The organism is Aeromonas piscicola (assembly GCF_000820005.1).
GTDB classification, from domain to species: domain Bacteria; phylum Pseudomonadota; class Gammaproteobacteria; order Enterobacterales; family Aeromonadaceae; genus Aeromonas; species Aeromonas piscicola.
In genome coordinates, this window is sequence record NZ_CDBL01000071.1 from 22301 (window position 1) to 36193 (window position 13893).

Below are 13893 nucleotides of genomic sequence, written 5' to 3' on the forward strand. Positions count from 1 at the left end.
TTGTTGGCGTGTTCAAGACGAGTGCTTATTTCCGCTCGGGCAACATATTGGTCAAGGTGTTGTCCTTGAGCACATGGTGGTGATAGATGGCGGCAACGGCGTGCAGGGCGATGAGGGCATAGCCTATGTTGGCCAGCGTCTCGTGCAGCTCCTTTATCGTTCCCTTCACGCCATCATCCGGCGCGATCAGGGCGGGCAGTTCGAACCCGAAGAAGGGGATGGGCTTGCCGCCCGCGCTAAGCAGCAGCCAGCCCAGCAGCGGGGTGAGGATCAGAAAGCCATACAGCGCCAGATGGGCGAGCTGAGCCAGCTTGAGCATCAGGGGAGACTGCTCGGGCACTATGCGGGGTGAGGGGCTGCTGAAACGCACCAGCAGCCGTGCTACGACCAGTGCCAGGATCAGCAAGCCCACCATGAAGTGAAACTCTTTCATCAGGTCGCGCCCGGCCGAGCCCTTGGGAAAGATATCCCTGAATTCCATCAGGGCATAGACGGCGATCATCAGCAGCAGGGTCAGCCAGTGCAGGCCGATACTCAGGCTGCCGTAACGTTGTTCGGTATTCTTCAACATGTTCATGTCCTTCTCTGGGCGCTCATTGCATCACTTTTTATCCATCCGGGCCGCTTCTTGTGCCCGGACCTCCTTGCATCCATCTCCATGTTACAAGCCCTGTTCGACCAAACTTTGATCTCGATAACTTTTTAACATTTTATTCTCATCTCTCCGACGGTACCCGGCAAGACTCCTCTCTGCGCGGGGCTATGCTTCTGGTAACGGCAGTGCTGATGAGGATCTGGTCAATGAAACATCTTGGGTTGGGAGCTGGGCTGCTGTTCATGTGGGGTGCGGTTCTGCTTGGCGTGGCTGGCAGCGATCGCCTCTCTGCGGCAGAGCCCGAGCATCCATCGCACTTTTCCGCCTATCTGGGGCTCTTGCCTGGGCTCATCGATTCCGATGGGAGCGGCCCCTTCGTCGATCTGGTCAAGGCCATAGCTGCGCTGGATGACGGGGTCGAGGTGAGCGTGATGGTCTATCCCATGTCGCGTGCGACGCGCAGTGTGGTGGTGGGGGAGGCGGACTTCAATCTGCCCGCCCTGCGCAATCCCTATATCGATGAGTCCATGCTGCCCTATCGCTTCAGTTCGGTGACCTTCGGCAAGGTGACTCATGTGCTCTATAGCAACAGCGCCGCTCCCATCACTTCGGCCATGGTGCTCGGTTACGAGTACACCAAGCGCGACCTGCTCATCGAGGGGGTGAGCGACTTCTGGCCCTTCTCGGTCAAGCGTTCTCTCTCTATCGAGCAGTCCCTCGGCAAGCTGAGCAGGGGCCGTATCGATGCCTTCCTCTGGGCGCAGGAGGAGGCGGATTTTGCACTGAAGAAGATGGGGCTGACCAATATCCATAGGGTTTATTTTGGCGAGTTTGACGATGTGTTCATCATCCCAAAAGGGGAGAGAGGAGATGCAGTGGACCGCTTTCTGACGCAGTCCATCGAAAGGCTCAGGGCCTCCGGCCAGCTGGGCCAGATCTACTCCGGCATCCATGGTCCCTATCAGGAGTGGCAGCCGGGGGAACGCGCTGCGACCAGGGCGGTCCTAACGACGCCATGATCCAGTTTACCGAGTCGGCAGACTCACTTACTTTTGAGTGAAATATTGGTAAGGGAATGGCCTTGAACATATCCGAGTCGGCGATATTGACCGAACTGCAGCAGATCCTGTTTCGATCCTTTGACGTGATACCGTTTCCAATCCTCATTTCGGAAGCGGTTTGTGGTGACACCCTTGGCACCATACCGACCACGCTATCGGACATCCCCGTTCGTCATCACAGGTTTGTGAACCAGGCCTTCTCGGCACAATTGGGTTACACCCTGGCCGACTTGCCCGACATGACTGCCTGGTTTGCGACTGTGTATCACGACGAGCAGAGCAGAACCCTGGCCATCCAGGACTGGAATCAGGTTGTCATGACCAGCCTGGCCAATGGCTCTGCCGTGGCGGAGATGTCTACCCGGATCCACTGCAAGAATGGCCAGCGGCGCTGGTTTACCATCACGGCCCAATTGACGGCCGATGCCATGCCCGGCTGGCACATAGTGACGTTTCGCGATATTCACGATCTGCACTGCATGATAGAGGAGGTGAGTCGCCTCTCCTGTACCGACCCGCTGACAGAGCTCAGCAATCGGCGCGGTGCCGAGCAGCAGTTGCAGGCACTCTGGCTGCAGGGCCACATGTTCTCGGTGATCCTGTGCGATATCGATCACTTCAAGCAGGTCAACGACAGGTATGGCCATCCCGCCGGGGATGCGGCCCTGTGTGGGGTTGCTCGCATCATGGAAGAGCAGCTGCAGGGGGCCGAGTGTCTGGCCCGCTGGGGAGGGGAGGAGTTCCTGCTGATCCTGCCGGGAGCTGATGGCTCGCGGGTGGCAGCCCGGGCGGAGCAGATGCGCCAGCTGTTGTCTGCCAGCCCCATGAGTTGGCATCATCACCATTTTTCGCTGACGATGAGTTTTGGCTGCGCCACCCTGGCTGCCGGGCAGAGCCTGGACAACCTGTTGCTGGTGGCCGATCGGGCCCTGTATCAGGCCAAGGCGCAGGGGCGCAACCGGGTGGTGTTTGGCAAGACCTAGCCCGGCGTCAAGGGTCAGCATAGCCCCATAAAAAAACCGAAGCGCTTGGCTTCGGTTTTTCGTTGCAGTCACTGGCACCAGCCAGAGCGCATTATTTCTTGATGCGGATCACCGGGGTCTCGCCCACAGTCACGGCACCCGTCATCTTGATCAGTTCTTTGATCTCGTCCATGTTGGAGATGACAACCGGCGTCAGGGTAGACTTGGCTTTCGCTTCCAGAATTGCCAGATCGAACTCGATGATGGTATCGCCGCGCTTGACCTTTTGACCTTCCTGAGCGATGCGCTTGAAGCCTTCACCTTTCAGTTCAACGGTGTCGATACCGAAGTGAACGAACAGCTCGATACCTGAGTCGGATTCCAGCGAGAACGCATGGTTGGTCTCGAAGATCTTGCCGATGGTGCCATCGCACGGTGCAACCATCTTGTTGCCAGCCGGCTTGATGGCGATACCGTCGCCGACGATCTTCTCGGCGAAGACAACGTCAGGCACATCTTCGATCGGCACGATTTCCCCTGACAGCGGGGCAAAAATTTCGATGCCACCGGTATCAGAGCTATCATCGGAAACCAGTTTCTTCAGTTTATCAAACAGACCCATAGTAAAAGCTCCTAGAGATGATTGTCGCTGTTTGCAGCCGATCTTAGCAGACTGCCTTCTGCTTAATAAAGTTATCTACACAGGCTTCGATTTCGGCGGCGGTTGCATAGCTCAGAGCCTGGTCAGCCATTGCCTTCACATCTTCGAAGTTGGTGTTGCGGATAAGCTTCTTGATACGCGGTACAGAAATGGAGCTCATGGAGAACTCATCCAGACCCATACCCAGCAGCAGCAGTGTGGCGCGTTCGTCACCAGCCAGCTCACCACACATACCGGTCCACTTGCCATTGTCATGGGAAGCGTCGATGACCATCTTGATCAGCGTCAGGACGGAGGGTGACAGCGGGTTGTACATGGCGGAGATCATCTCGTTACCACGGTCGACTGCCAAGGTGTACTGGGTCAGGTCGTTGGTACCGATACTGAAGAAATCCACTTCTTTAGCCAGATGATGAGCCATCACGGCAGCAGCCGGAGTCTCGATCATGATACCCACTTCGATGGATTCATCAAAGGCTTTGCCTTCGGTGCGCAGTTCGGCTTTCAGCTTCTCTACGGTGGCCTTCAGGCTACGGAACTCTTCGACGGAGATGATCATCGGGAACATGATGCGCAGTTTGCCGAAGGCAGACGCACGCAGTATGGCCCGCAGCTGGGCGTGCATGATGTCTTCGCGATCGAAGAAAATACGCACGGCACGCCAGCCCAGGAAGGGGTTCATCTCTTTCGGGAAATTCATGTAAGGCAGTTCTTTGTCGCCGCCAATGTCCATGGTACGGACGATGATCGGCTGATCCGGCATGGCCTCTGCCACTTCTTTGTAGGCCTTGAACTGCTCGTCTTCGGTCGGCAGCGCATCACGGTCCATGAACAGGAACTCGGTACGGTACAGCCCCACGCCTTCGGCGCCATTGCGGATGGCACCTTCGGTATCCTTGACGGTACCTATGTTGGCGCAGACTTCGACCTGATGACCATCGAGTGTGATGGCAGGCAGATCTTTCAGCTTGGCCAGCTCGTCCTTCTCGGCCTGGAACTGGGCCTGGAACTGTTTGGCTTCAGTCAGCTGCTCGGCGGTCGGGTTGATGATGATCTGGTTGTTGATCGCATCCAGTATCAGCATCTCGCCATTGTTGACGCGCTCGGTGATGTCGTTGGTGCCCACGATGGCCGGCAGCTCCAGGGAGCGCGCCATGATGGAGGTGTGAGAGGTACGGCCACCGATGTCGGTAACGAAACCCAGCACATATTTCAGGTTGATCTGGGCAGTTTCGGACGGGGTCAGGTCTTTGGCGACCAGAATGACCTCTTCGTCTATGGTGCTCAGGTTGACAACGGCGATGCCCAGCACGTTCTTCACCAGACGGGTTCCGATGTCACGGAAGTCGGTGGCGCGCTCGCGCAGGTAGGGATCGTCCAGATCGGCCATCATCTTGGCGTATTGCTCGATGACCTCGTAGACGGCCTTATCAGCGGTGGCCTTGTTGTCTTTGATGAAGGATCTGATATCCCCTTCCAGCTCCTCATCTTCGAGCAGCATGATGTGGCCTTCGAAGATGGCCTCTTTTTCCTCACCGAAGGTGCGACCAGCCATGGTTTTGATGGCTTCCAGCTGAGCAGCTGACTTGGTGCGGGCTTCGAGGAAGCGGTTGATCTCGGCGTCAATCTGGTCAGCAGAAATCTTGCCCTGATTGATAACGATTTCATCTTCTTTCAGAAGAAGCGCCTTACCGAATGCGATACCGGGGGACGCAAGAATGCCAGATATCATAATCCTTCCTATTAAAACGACTGTGGGGGAGGAATAAAGCTGGATTACTCCAGCTCGTCCATCAGGGCAACCAGCTTCTCAACGGCTTTCTGAGCGTCCGGGCCGTCGGCCTGGATGGTCACGTTGGTGCCTTTGGTCAGGCCCAGGGTCTGCAGCTTGAACAGGCTCTTGGCGCTGGCGGATTTGCCACCGGAGACCACAGTAATTTCGCTTTGGAATTCTTTGGCTTCTTTCACGAACTGAGCTGCCGGACGGGTGTGCAGACCGTTTTCAGCAGTGATAACAACAGACTTCTCGTACATGGTTTCACCCCATATTATTGATATTTTTTGGAGAGATGGATGCTTTTGACGCTTCCTTATCTCACCGTGTCAGTATGGATATGTTGTAAAGTAACGAAATCAGACCTGCAATGGTTTAATCCAGGTCAATTTTCTGTGCAGTATTCGGTGTCTGCCCAAACTCTTTTCCGTTATCGCGCTACAAGCCGCATAAATACTGGCTTGAAATTATTTTATAACGAAAAATAACACTTTGTTACTTTGTGATACCTAGTCGGCAAACACCTCGTGACGCCGCACAGGATATGAGATTTATCACGGAATGTCTGCTTTTTTTGTCGCCCGTCAGCTTGTTATTTTACCCCAAAAAATAAGGGGCCGAGTGGCGCTGCCAATTGCTCAGTCTAGCTCATAAAGAAACGGCGCTCCTAGGAGCGCCGTTGTTTTGAAAGAATCCGATCACCTATTGCTGCAGTTCCTGCTCGCTGAACACCCCGGCAAACAGGGCGCTGGAGAGGTAACGCTCGGCGGCGCTCGGCAGTATGACGACGATGGTCTTGTCGGCAAATTCCGGCAACTCTGCCAGACGGGCGGCGGCCACGACGGCGGCCCCCGAGCTTATCCCGGCCAGGATCCCTTCCTCTTCCATCAGGCGACGAGCCATCTCGATGGCATCATCGCTGCTTACCTGCTCGACGCGGTCCAGCAGGGTCAGGTCCAGGTTGCCCGGGATGAAACCGGCGCCAATACCCTGGATCTTGTGAGGGCCGGGCTTGATCTCGAGACCGGCCAGACGCTGGCTGATCACGGGTGACTCGCTCGGCTCGACGGCCACCGAGACCACGGCCTTGCCCTTGGTCTGCTTCAGATAACGGGACACACCGGTAATGGTGCCACCTGTGCCGACGCCCGCCACGAACACATCCACCTGACCATCGGTGGCATCCCAGATCTCGGGGCCCGTGGTCTTCTCGTGGATTTCCGGGTTGGCGGGGTTTTCAAACTGTTGCAGCAGGACATATTTGCCCGGCTCGGATTCGAGGATCTCGTTGGCCTTGGCGATGGCGCCCTTCATGCCCAGCGGCCCTTCGGTCAGCACCAGATTGGCACCGAGCGCCTTGAGCAGCTTGCGGCGCTCCAGGCTCATGGTGGCGGGCATGGTCAATGTGATGGGATAGCCGCGAGCGGCGGCAACGAAAGCCAGAGCAATACCTGTGTTACCGCTGGTGGGTTCGATGATCTCCTTGCCCTTGGTCAGGACGCCGCGTTTCTCGGCATCCCAAATCAGGTTGGCGCCGATGCGGCACTTGACGCTGAAGCTCGGGTTACGGCTTTCAATCTTGGCCAGTACGCGGCCCTTGGTAACACGGTTGAGTCGAACCAGCGGGGTGTGACCTATGGTCTGGCTGTTGTCCTCAAAAATTTTGCTCATGGTGCTATCCCTGTTTGTTACGGCGATGAAACAAGATTACCCTGTGGTTTCTGAATGAGAAGTGACGATTTGTTATAACAATATGTTATTACAAGATATAGAGCTTATTCTTTCTTACTGAGGCCTCGATCTCAAAAAGGCCTCTTGTCGTCAAAGGAATAGACGTTATGGGATTTGCAGGAAGCGATCGCTATCTCGCCTCAGAGGCACTGAAGATGGCGGTCAATGCGGCAATAGTGCTGGAAAAACCGTTACTGATCAAAGGTGAACCCGGCACAGGCAAGACGGAGCTGGCCGAAGCGGTAGCCCGCCATCTGGGCACCGAGCTGATCGCCTGGCATATCAAATCCACCACCAAGGCCCAGCAGGGGCTGTATGAGTATGATGCTGTGGCGCGGCTGCGCGACTCCCAGCTCGGCGATCCGCGAGTGGGGGACATAAGCCACTACATTCGCCAGGGCAAGCTGTGGCAGGCCTTCACCGCCGAGCAGCGACCCGTGCTGCTGATCGATGAAATCGATAAGGCGGATATCGAATTCCCCAACGACCTGCTGCTGGAGCTGGATCGGATGGAGTTTGACGTCTACGAGACCGGCGAGCGCATCAAGGCACGCCTGCGCCCCGTGGTCATCATCACCTCCAACAATGAAAAAGAGCTGCCGGATGCCTTCCTGCGACGCTGCTTCTTTCACTACATCCGTTTCCCCGACAAGGCCGAGATGCAGGCCATAGTCAACCTGCACTATCCGAACCTGAAAGTGGCGTTGCTGGACGAAGCCATGACGCTCTTCTTCGAGCTACGCGATGTGGACGGGCTGCGCAAGAAGCCCTCCACCTCCGAGCTGCTGGACTGGATCCGGCTGCTGCTGGCCGACGACATCTCCCCCGAGGCGATGCGCACCCGTGAGCCTGGCAAGCTGGTGCCCGCCCTCTATGGCGCTCTGCTCAAGACTGAACAGGACTTGCATCTGTTCGAAAAGCTTGCCTTCCAGGCGCGTCGCGGTAGCTGAATGCTGATCGACTTTTTTACCCATCTGCGCCGCCACAAGCTGCCTTGCAGCCTGCGCGAATTGCTGGATCTGCACGGGGCCTTGTCGGCCGGGCTTGCCACGGTCGACATGAACGACTTCTACCAGATCTCCCGCTGTCTGCTGGTGAAAGACGAGGCCCATTACGATCGCTTCGATCGCGCCTTTGCCGAATATTATGACGGCCTGCAGGCCTCTCCCCTGTTGCCCGAGACCCTGCCGGATGACTGGCTGCGCCAGGAGTTCGAGCGGCTGCTGAGCCCGGAAGAAAAAGCGCTGCTGCAATCCTTAGGAGGGCTCGACAAGCTGCTTGAAACCCTCAACCAGCGCTTGAGCGAACAGAAAGAGCGCCACGCCGGTGGCAACAAGTGGGTGGGCACGGGGGGCAGCAGCCCGTTCGGCCACGGCGGTTTTCACCCGGAAGGGATCCGCATGGGGGGAGAGGGCCAGCATGGCAAGGCGGCCAAGGTGTGGGAGGCGCGTCACTATCGCAACTTCAGCGACGACTCGCCGCTGGGGCAGCGTGCCATTCAGCTGGCGCTGCGCAAACTCAGGCGCTGGGTGCGCCAGGGCAACCCGGACGAGCTGGATCTTGACGGCACCATCCAGAGCACGGCCCGTCAGGGCTGGCTCGATGTGAAGCTGAGGCCGGCACGCCACAACGGCGTCAAGCTGCTGGTCTTCTTCGACGTAGGGGGCTCAATGGATGCCCATGTGGCCGAGGTGCAGCGGCTCTTCTCGGCGCTGCGTCACGAGTTCAAGCATCTGGAGTACTTCTATTTTCACAACTGTCTCTACGACTTCGTCTGGCAGGACAACAACCGCCGGGCCGAGGAGCGTTTTGATACCCTGCGGCTGCTGCGCACCTACGGCAGCGACTACAGGGTGATTTTTGTGGGGGATGCCAAGATGGGCCCCTATGAGATCACCTGGCCCGGTGGCAGTGTCGAGTACTGGAACGAGGAGGCCGGCCAGGTGTGGCTCGCCCGCCTGCAGCAGCACTATGCCAAACTGGTGTGGCTCAACCCGGTCCCGAGACGGGAGTGGCTCTGGCATCCCTCCATCAAGTTGATGAATGAACTGGTTGGCGGACGCATGCATCCGCTGACCCTGGCCGGTCTCGCCGCGGCGATCGATCAGCTGTAATGACCTCTCTACCCTAAAAAGCCAACAAGCCGGGAACGAACCCGGCCAGGAGCAAAGATGATTTCTATCGTGATCAGTGGATCAGGCCTCTATACCCCGCCTTTTGCCGTCAGCAACGAAGCGCTGGTGGCCGCCTTCAACCAGTATGTGGATCTCTACAACGAGGAGAATGCCTCCGCCATCGATGCGGGCCAGCTTCCCGCCAAGCAGCACTCCAGCTGCGAGTTCATCGAGAAGGCCTCCGGCATCAAGAGCCGCTATCTGGTGAGCAAGGAGGGGGTGCTGGATCCGGACATCATGCAGCCGCTCATGGCAGAGCGCCCGGATGACAAACCTTCCATCATGGTGGAGATGGCGGTGGCCGCCGCCGAGCAGGCGCTGATCGCCGCCGGTCGCGAGCCGGGGGAAATCGATCTGGTCATAGTCGCCGCCTCCAATATGCCGCGCCCCTATCCGGCGCTCTCCATCGAGCTGCAGCACTACCTGGGGGCGGGCGGCATGGCCTTTGACATGAACGTGGCCTGCTCGTCCGCCACCTTCGGCATCAAGACGGCCGCAGACATGCTGGCGGCCGGCAGCGCTACACTGGCGCTGGTGGTGAACCCGGAGATCTGCTCGGGCCACCTCAACTTTCGCGATCGGGATAGCCATTTCATCTTCGGCGATGCCTGCACCGCCGTGCTGCTGGAGCGGGAGGCCGATTGCAAGGTGGCCAACCCCTGGCAACTGGTGGCCAGCAAGCTGGTGACCCAGTACTCCAACAACATTCGCAACAACTTCGGCTTCCTGAACCGGCTCAGTCCGCGCACCCGTTATGGCGATGACAAGCTGTTCTGCCAGCAGGGGCGCAAGGTGTTCAAGGAGGTGCTGCCGCTGGTGTGCGATCAGATCGCCGGCCAGCTCAATGAACAGGGCTGGGCATCAGACTCCTTGAGCCGGCTCTGGCTGCATCAGGCCAATCTCACCATGAACCAGTTCATCGGCCGCAAGCTGCTGGGTCATGATGCCAGCCAGCAAGAGGCGCCGGTGATCCTCGACAGTTACGGCAACACCAGCTCGGCGGGTTCCATTATCGCGTTCCATCTGTACAATCGCGACCTTCCTGCGGGGGCCCGCGGCGTGCTCTGCTCGTTTGGCGCTGGCTATTCGATAGGGAGTCTGCTGCTGCGGCGCCTGTGAGGGGCGGGGGCATATCCCCGCCGTCATAACAATAAACAGCGGTCAGGGTGGAATCATGCAGAAAATCACGGGGCGCTGCGCCCTGCACTACGGAGTGACACTGTCACTCTTTTGCCTCTACGGGTTGCAGGTCTGTCCGTTTCTGGAGAGCCTGACCCTGCCCCAGCTGCTGGGGCCCACCCTGCTGGTCTTCGCCATCATGTTCGCCGTGCGCGCTCGGGTGTTGCACCGACTGGTGCTGCCCTGCCGCGGGCTCGGCGGCTTCGGACTGGAGGTGGGCTTCTACCTGCTGGGGGCGCTGCTGCTCTCGGGCTACAACGGCCTCATGCATGACTTCCCGCTGGAGAGTCACCTCAAGATCCTGCTGGGGATGACCACCCTGGGCTTTCTGGTGGCAGCTGATCTGTCGCTGGTGCGGGACTGGAACCTGGCCAAACTGCGGGAGCATCAGGGCTCGCTGGTGCTGACCCGGCCGCTTGCCATGCCGGTTTCCCGCAAGTTCTCCCTGTTTACCTTCACCACGCTCGCGCTGCTGGGGGGCGTCTTCTTCCTGCTGTTCAACAAGGATCTGGAGTGGCTGGCGACGGTGGACAGAAGCCTGTCGCGACTCGATGCCCAGCACTACATATTGCTGGAAATCGCCTTCGTGATGGCGGTGACCTTCTGTTACCTCTGGCTTATCATTCGTGGCTATGGCCGCAATCTGACCCTCTCCCTGATGCACCAGACACGCACCATGGCACAGGTGCAGTGCGGCGATCTGGATGCGCGGGTGCCGGTGACCCGGGATGACGAATTCGGCCTGATCGCCGCCAGCACCAACCAGATGATCGGCGAGTTGAAGGCGCGCAGCGACGAGCTCAACCTGACCCGGGACGTGGCCATCCTCGGCCTCGCCTCGCTGGCGGAGACCCGGGACAACGAGACTGGCGCCCACATCATCCGTACCCAGCACTACGTCAAGGTGCTGGCCGAACACCTGAGCCGCCACGACGCCGAGCGTTATCCCCTCGACGACGCCACCATAGATCTGCTGTTCAAGTCGGCGCCGTTGCACGACGTGGGCAAGGTGGGCATTCCCGATGCGATCCTGCTCAAGCCGGGCAAGCTGACCGACGAAGAGTTCGCCATCATGAAGCGCCATCCCCAGATAGGGGCCGATGCGCTCGCCAGCGCCGAGGCCCAGCTCGGCTCCAACTCCTTCCTGCGGCTGGCACGGGAGATTTCCCTCACCCACCACGAGAAGTGGGATGGCAGCGGTTACCCGGCCGGCCTGGCCGGGGATCTCATCCCGCTCTCGGGCCGCTTGATGGCGGTGGCGGATGTCTACGATGCCCTCATCTCGAAACGGGTCTACAAGCCCGCCTTCACCCATGAAGAGGCGAAAGCCATCATAGTGCAGGGGCGCGGTAGCCATTTCGATCCTGGTATGGTCGATGCCTTCCTCGCCTGCGAGGGGGCCTTCAGGCAGATTGCCGCCGAGCACAGGGATTAGGAGTAATAAAAGCCTAGGGGGCCCTTTCCATGCCTAAGCAGCAAGGTATACACAGGGAGCCGTCATTTAGTCACCACTTAGGTGTGATTTTACCGGCCAGCATCGCCCTAAACGTGAACATCATGTGCTCACCCGATTTCGACGTCTCTCCTTAGTGGATTGAAGGTGATGGCATTTTGTAGAGAGTCCGGTGTAAGGTGCGGGGCTTCTCCGATGCAGCGGACGAAATGGGTTATGTGGGCTTGTTCTTCATCTGGACAGCCCCGAACCAATATCACCCGTGGAAGACAACCCCTCAGGGACATGGCCAACCCGCCCGCACCACTGAAAACCCCAAGTACCTTGGCCACACTCCCCGCGACACCAACACCTATCTAGGCACCCTCTGGAAGCGCTGCCGCGCGGCCCTTGCCCGCCGTGGTATCGAGTATTTCGGCTTTCGGGTCGTCGAGCCCCACCATGATGGCACCCCCCACTGGCACTTGCTGCTGTTCGTCAATCCCGCCCAGCAGCGTGAGCTGATAAGCACCCTGCAACGCTACGCCCTCAGCCATGACCAGGGCGACCTTGAGCGCAAGCGCCATCCGGTGAGCAAGCGACCCTATAGCGACATCACCCCGCGCTTTGACTGGAAGGTCATGGATCCGGCCAAAGGCGGGGCCGTGGGCTATATCGTCAAATACATCGCCAAGAACATAGACGGCCACCAGATAGGGGACGAAGGCGACTTAGAGGCCGAAACCGCCGCCAGTGAAGGGGCAAGGCGGGTCAGGGCGTGGGCGTCCCTCTGGGGCCTGCGCCAGTTTCAACAGTTGGGCGGGCCGTCTGTGAGCGTATGGCGGGAACTGCGGCGACTACCTGGGCGAGTGCAAGAGAAGGAAGGCCGCACGGTGGCCCCGCTTGAGAGCGAAATCATGGAAGAGTGCCGCCGCTATGCGGACGCGGCGAACTGGAAGGAGTTTACCTATTCGATGGGTGGCCCCGTGTGCCCACGGGATGCCCGACCGGTGCGGCTGCATCACCTGATAGACCCCGCCAAGAACAAGTACGGGGAAGACGTGATCCGGCTCGTGGGTGTGGCCGCTGGCAGCGCCGTTAAGGCAACCCGCCTTGATGGCTGGGTGCTGCGCCGCAAGGTGACCGACAAGCCCGCAGAGAGCGCCGAGGAGGTGTTGAGCGAGCAAAGCGAAGCAGGGTTTGGCGAGCGTAGCGAGGTGCCCTTAAGCGGCGACAGCTGCGCTCCTTGGAGCACTGGCAATAACTGTACGCAGCCGGATACTGAGGCATTTACGGATCAGGTAATGACTGAGCAATGGGGTTAATCTCCCTTCTTTCTCGTTCCACGAACCCTACATCTTGGCCAGCTAAAACCTGTAATACAGGTAACCTCGATCACAGTTCTGACATTTTCTCGAAGTGGATGCTTGATGGGGCTTTCCATTGCTGCTTATTAGCCGTGTTTTTACACCGTGGCAGAGGTTATGCCAACAGAGGGAGCCAAGCAAATACGTCTGGACAGACTGGATAGGCGGGTAATATTATTATCTAAAAGAGATTTTCTGTGCCAGTTATGAGGGGGGTATACGGAAAGCGCTCCTATAAGGTTAATGCTGTCGTTCATCTGATTGCTATTATAACGAAGAGGTGGTTGATTGGAATTGTTCGGGTCTTTGGCTACAATTGTTGGTCTGATTTGTAATTTTAAATCAGAACAAAGAGCAAGCTCTGATGATGAGTATAAAGCCTTTCTAGAATGGCTTTCAAAAAAGAGGCACAAAACTATCATTAGTGAAATAAATAGCAATCACATGTTGGGGTTGGGTATAAAATCGCTGCTTCATAAAAACCACGAAACTCTGATTTTAAAACTTACAGCACTTGATTCTTCTATCGCTAAATTAACTTCAAAAATGGAAGGTTTTGAGGGAATTACACAAGCGTTAAGTCCTGAATCTGACTTGTCAGAACAAGCGATATTTCTCTTAAAATCGATGAATACGAAATCATCGTATATTTTAGCTGAGGTACCTTGTTATGGTAAAGTAAGGTATGGTCTATCTAATAATCAAGAGTATTCAATGTTTCTTACTAGGTTGCCTGGCTCCGGATTTACCCAGTCAGAACTGCGGTGGTTAGAAAACATAGATGAAATGTTTATTTATGATGATATTGAGCAATTAGTCTCGCTGGGTCTAATATCAATCAGAACAGAGCGTTATGGTGGTCGTTCGTTTAGAATAACTAGAGTGGCAACTCAATACCTCAATGCACTAAACTAGTTATAACAAGAGCGTTATGTGGAACTGAAGCAGTTGGCTAAC

General features: G+C 57.3%; 12 protein-coding genes and 1 pseudogene. 8 read left to right on the forward strand and 5 right to left on the reverse strand.

Going from position 1 to position 13893, the window contains the following annotated elements; all coding sequences use genetic code 11:
- Window positions 1-25: 25 nt before the first annotated feature.
- Window positions 26-571, reverse strand: coding sequence for a cytochrome b (locus BN1128_RS17250; protein WP_042871257.1), 546 nt, complete (start codon window positions 569-571; stop codon window positions 26-28).
- A 230-nt stretch (window positions 572-801) separates the two neighbouring features.
- On the opposite strand from BN1128_RS17250, the gene BN1128_RS17255 reads away from it, so the two are divergent.
- Both BN1128_RS17255 and BN1128_RS17260 read left to right on the forward strand, forming a co-directional pair.
- The gene (locus BN1128_RS17255) at window positions 802-1614 is read left to right on the forward strand and encodes a type 2 periplasmic-binding domain-containing protein (RefSeq protein ID WP_042871000.1); all 813 of its coding nucleotides are present in this window, start codon (window positions 802-804) and stop codon (window positions 1612-1614) included.
- A 56-nt stretch (window positions 1615-1670) separates the two neighbouring features.
- Window positions 1671-2639 (forward strand): sensor domain-containing diguanylate cyclase, encoded by a 969-nt coding sequence (locus tag BN1128_RS17260; protein WP_370464930.1) that lies wholly within the window; start codon window positions 1671-1673, stop codon window positions 2637-2639.
- Between the two features lie 91 nt (window positions 2640-2730).
- Here the strand turns inward: BN1128_RS17260 and crr are convergent, their stop codons facing one another.
- The 4 genes from crr to cysK all read right to left on the reverse strand — a co-directional run bounded on the left by crr (window position 2731) and on the right by cysK (window position 6724).
- A complete protein-coding gene (crr, locus tag BN1128_RS17265; RefSeq protein WP_042871003.1) occupies window positions 2731-3240 on the reverse strand; it encodes a PTS glucose transporter subunit IIA in 510 nt (169 codons plus the stop codon).
- A 43-nt stretch (window positions 3241-3283) separates the two neighbouring features.
- The gene (ptsI, locus tag BN1128_RS17270; protein ID WP_042871006.1) at window positions 3284-5011 is read right to left on the reverse strand and encodes a phosphoenolpyruvate-protein phosphotransferase PtsI; all 1728 of its coding nucleotides are present in this window, start codon (window positions 5009-5011) and stop codon (window positions 3284-3286) included.
- A 44-nt stretch (window positions 5012-5055) separates the two neighbouring features.
- Window positions 5056-5313, reverse strand: a complete 258-nt coding sequence (locus tag BN1128_RS17275) for an HPr family phosphocarrier protein (protein WP_005303128.1) — start codon at window positions 5311-5313, stop codon at window positions 5056-5058.
- Window positions 5314-5755: 442 nt separating this feature from the next.
- The gene (cysK, locus tag BN1128_RS17280; RefSeq protein WP_042871008.1) at window positions 5756-6724 is read right to left on the reverse strand and encodes a cysteine synthase A; all 969 of its coding nucleotides are present in this window, start codon (window positions 6722-6724) and stop codon (window positions 5756-5758) included.
- 167 nt (window positions 6725-6891) lie between these two features.
- On the opposite strand from cysK, the gene BN1128_RS17285 reads away from it, so the two are divergent.
- The 6 genes and pseudogenes from BN1128_RS17285 to BN1128_RS25560 all read left to right on the forward strand — a co-directional run bounded on the left by BN1128_RS17285 (window position 6892) and on the right by BN1128_RS25560 (window position 13851).
- The gene (locus tag BN1128_RS17285) at window positions 6892-7734 is read left to right on the forward strand and encodes an AAA family ATPase (protein ID WP_042871010.1); all 843 of its coding nucleotides are present in this window, start codon (window positions 6892-6894) and stop codon (window positions 7732-7734) included.
- Entirely contained in the window at window positions 7735-8898 is a 1164-nt protein-coding gene (locus BN1128_RS17290) for a vWA domain-containing protein (protein WP_042871012.1), read from the forward strand.
- Window positions 8899-8955: 57 nt separating this feature from the next.
- Window positions 8956-10077, forward strand: a complete 1122-nt coding sequence (locus BN1128_RS17295; RefSeq protein ID WP_042871014.1) for a beta-ketoacyl-ACP synthase III — start codon at window positions 8956-8958, stop codon at window positions 10075-10077.
- Window positions 10078-10132: 55 nt separating this feature from the next.
- Window positions 10133-11572 (forward strand): HD domain-containing phosphohydrolase, encoded by a 1440-nt coding sequence (locus tag BN1128_RS17300; RefSeq protein WP_042871016.1) that lies wholly within the window; start codon window positions 10133-10135, stop codon window positions 11570-11572.
- A 197-nt stretch (window positions 11573-11769) separates the two neighbouring features.
- A pseudogene (locus tag BN1128_RS26585) lies at window positions 11770-12264 on the forward strand (replication endonuclease); the annotation flags it as partial.
- 960 nt (window positions 12265-13224) lie between these two features.
- Window positions 13225-13851, forward strand: coding sequence for a hypothetical protein (locus BN1128_RS25560; protein ID WP_156140454.1), 627 nt, complete (start codon window positions 13225-13227; stop codon window positions 13849-13851).
- Window positions 13852-13893 lie beyond the last annotated feature (42 nt).

What these genes read in the sequence shown, in the direction of transcription:
- BN1128_RS17255 (WP_042871000.1), top strand. Translation starts at nt 802, where the DNA reads ATGAAACATCTTGGGTTGGGAGCTGGGCTGCTGTTCATGTGGGGTGCG.
- BN1128_RS17260 (WP_370464930.1), top strand. Translation starts at nt 1,671, where the DNA reads ATGGCCTTGAACATATCCGAGTCGGCGATATTGACCGAACTGCAGCAG.
- crr (WP_042871003.1), bottom strand. Translation starts at nt 3,240, where the DNA reads ATGGGTCTGTTTGATAAACTGAAGAAACTGGTTTCCGATGATAGCTCT.
- BN1128_RS17275 (WP_005303128.1), bottom strand. Translation starts at nt 5,313, where the DNA reads ATGTACGAGAAGTCTGTTGTTATCACTGCTGAAAACGGTCTGCACACC.
- BN1128_RS17295 (WP_042871014.1), top strand. Translation starts at nt 8,956, where the DNA reads ATGATTTCTATCGTGATCAGTGGATCAGGCCTCTATACCCCGCCTTTT.
- BN1128_RS17300 (WP_042871016.1), top strand. Translation starts at nt 10,133, where the DNA reads ATGCAGAAAATCACGGGGCGCTGCGCCCTGCACTACGGAGTGACACTG.
- BN1128_RS17250 (WP_042871257.1), bottom strand. Translation starts at nt 571, where the DNA reads ATGTTGAAGAATACCGAACAACGTTACGGCAGCCTGAGTATCGGCCTG.
- BN1128_RS17285 (WP_042871010.1), top strand. Translation starts at nt 6,892, where the DNA reads ATGGGATTTGCAGGAAGCGATCGCTATCTCGCCTCAGAGGCACTGAAG.
- cysK (WP_042871008.1), bottom strand. Translation starts at nt 6,724, where the DNA reads ATGAGCAAAATTTTTGAGGACAACAGCCAGACCATAGGTCACACCCCG.
- ptsI (WP_042871006.1), bottom strand. Translation starts at nt 5,011, where the DNA reads ATGATATCTGGCATTCTTGCGTCCCCCGGTATCGCATTCGGTAAGGCG.
- BN1128_RS17290 (WP_042871012.1), top strand. Translation starts at nt 7,735, where the DNA reads ATGCTGATCGACTTTTTTACCCATCTGCGCCGCCACAAGCTGCCTTGC.